Source organism: Parapedobacter sp. SGR-10 (assembly GCF_011030405.1).
Classification (GTDB): Bacteria; Bacteroidota; Bacteroidia; order Sphingobacteriales; family Sphingobacteriaceae; genus Sphingobacterium.
Window position 1 is genome coordinate 1 of record NZ_JAAJTJ010000075.1, and the last position, 527, is coordinate 527.

The 527-nt window shown below is 54.1% G+C and carries 2 rRNA genes; both read left to right on the top strand.

The features are described 5' to 3' along the window. A 23S ribosomal RNA gene (locus G5B00_RS17915) occupies positions 1-245 on the top strand; the annotation flags it as partial. A 168-nt stretch (positions 246-413) separates the two neighbouring features. Continuing rightward, positions 414-525: ribosomal RNA gene (gene rrf / locus G5B00_RS17920) — 5S ribosomal RNA — on the top strand. The last annotated feature ends 2 nt before the right edge of the window (positions 526-527 follow it).

Consider the following 527-nt stretch of genomic DNA (forward strand, 5'->3'; position numbering starts at 1 on the left):
CGGGTCTGGCCTTAGTACGAGAGGACCGGGCTGGACCGACCTCTGGTGAACCAGTTGTGCCGCCAGGTGCATTGCTGGGTAGCTACGTCGGGTCGGGATAAGCGCTGAAAGCATCTAAGTGCGAAACCCGCCGCGAGATAAGGCTTCCTTATAGGGCCGTGGCAGACTACCACGTCGATAGGCCGCAGGTGTAAAGGCAGAGATGCCAAAGCCGAGCGGTACTAATAGCCCGAAGCTTTCCATGCCTCAGTTTCTGCTGTCCGCTTTTCGTTTCGTTTTCCCTCTGCCGTTATATGTCGTTTCATTTAGTGGTCAGTAGATAGTGGCCAGTGGTCAGGGAGTATGCGCGATAGATATGCGTGATGTACATTGCTGATAACTGGCGGCTGACAGCTGATAACTACAGAAGGTATTCAGGTGCCTATATCGGCGGTGTCCACCTCTTCCCATTCCGAACAGAGCAGTTAAGCCCGCCAGAGCCGATGGTATTGCCGTAACAGGCGTGAGAGTAGGTCGGTGCCTTATTT